The sequence below is a fragment of the Empedobacter sp. GD03739 genome (assembly GCF_029843245.1).
Lineage (GTDB): Bacteria > Bacteroidota > Bacteroidia > Flavobacteriales > Weeksellaceae > Empedobacter > Empedobacter falsenii_B.
This window is the reverse complement of the sequence record NZ_JAOCHX010000121.1, coordinates 1-649: the sequence shown is the minus strand read 5'-3', so window position 1 is coordinate 649 and position 649 is coordinate 1. Positions and strand designations below refer to the sequence as shown.

The 649-nt window shown below is 33.3% G+C and carries 2 protein-coding genes; both read left to right on the top strand.

Annotation, left to right across the window (positions count from 1 at the left end; all coding sequences use genetic code 11):
• The first annotated feature begins 72 nt into the window (after window positions 1–72).
• Window positions 73–204 (top strand): hypothetical protein, encoded by a 132-nt coding sequence (locus N5E64_RS15695; RefSeq protein WP_280038331.1) that lies wholly within the window; start codon window positions 73–75, stop codon window positions 202–204.
• A gap of 41 nt (window positions 205–245) precedes the next feature.
• The coding region (locus tag N5E64_RS15690; RefSeq protein ID WP_280038330.1) for a TonB-dependent receptor plug domain-containing protein at window positions 246–649 on the top strand (404 nt) is incomplete at its 3' end.

The following is a 649-nucleotide window of genomic DNA, read 5'->3' as shown; positions in this document are numbered from 1 at the left end:
TTTTAGCATAAAAATTTTTGTAAATGTTAGAGAAATCTTAAGTTTATAAAAGTTTTAAAAATGTTTTAACAGATGAGGAGAAATTTAAAAAACTTGTTTGTATTAGGAGGACTTCTTTTAGGAGCTTCTTTATATGCACAAGAAAAGACAGTTACAGGAACTGTAACAGACTCTGATGGACTTCCAGTAGCTGAGCTGTTGTAAAAACTACATCAGGAAAAGAAGCTTACACTGATGAAAATGGGGTGTTTAGTATTGAAGCTAAACAAGGAGATTTAGTAACAGTAGAAGCAATGGGATTGCCAACTCAAACTTTTTCAGTTGGTACTGGTTCAGAATATAATGTAACTCTTAAGCCTTCTGAAACAGTAGAATTAGAAGGAGCGGTTGTAACCGCATTAGGTATTACACGTGATAAAAGATCTTTAGGATATGCTTCTCAAGAAGTGAAAGGTGATGTTATTCAAGCAGGTAGAGGTAGTAATGCTTTACAATCATTATCTGGTAATGTTGCTGGAGCACAAATTACTGCACCTTCATCTTTAGGAGGTTCTACACGTATTACGTTAAGAGGTATTGGATCTATTACAGGAGAAAATAGACCTTTAATAGTTATTGATGGTATTCCATTAGCTAATAATAATGTTAA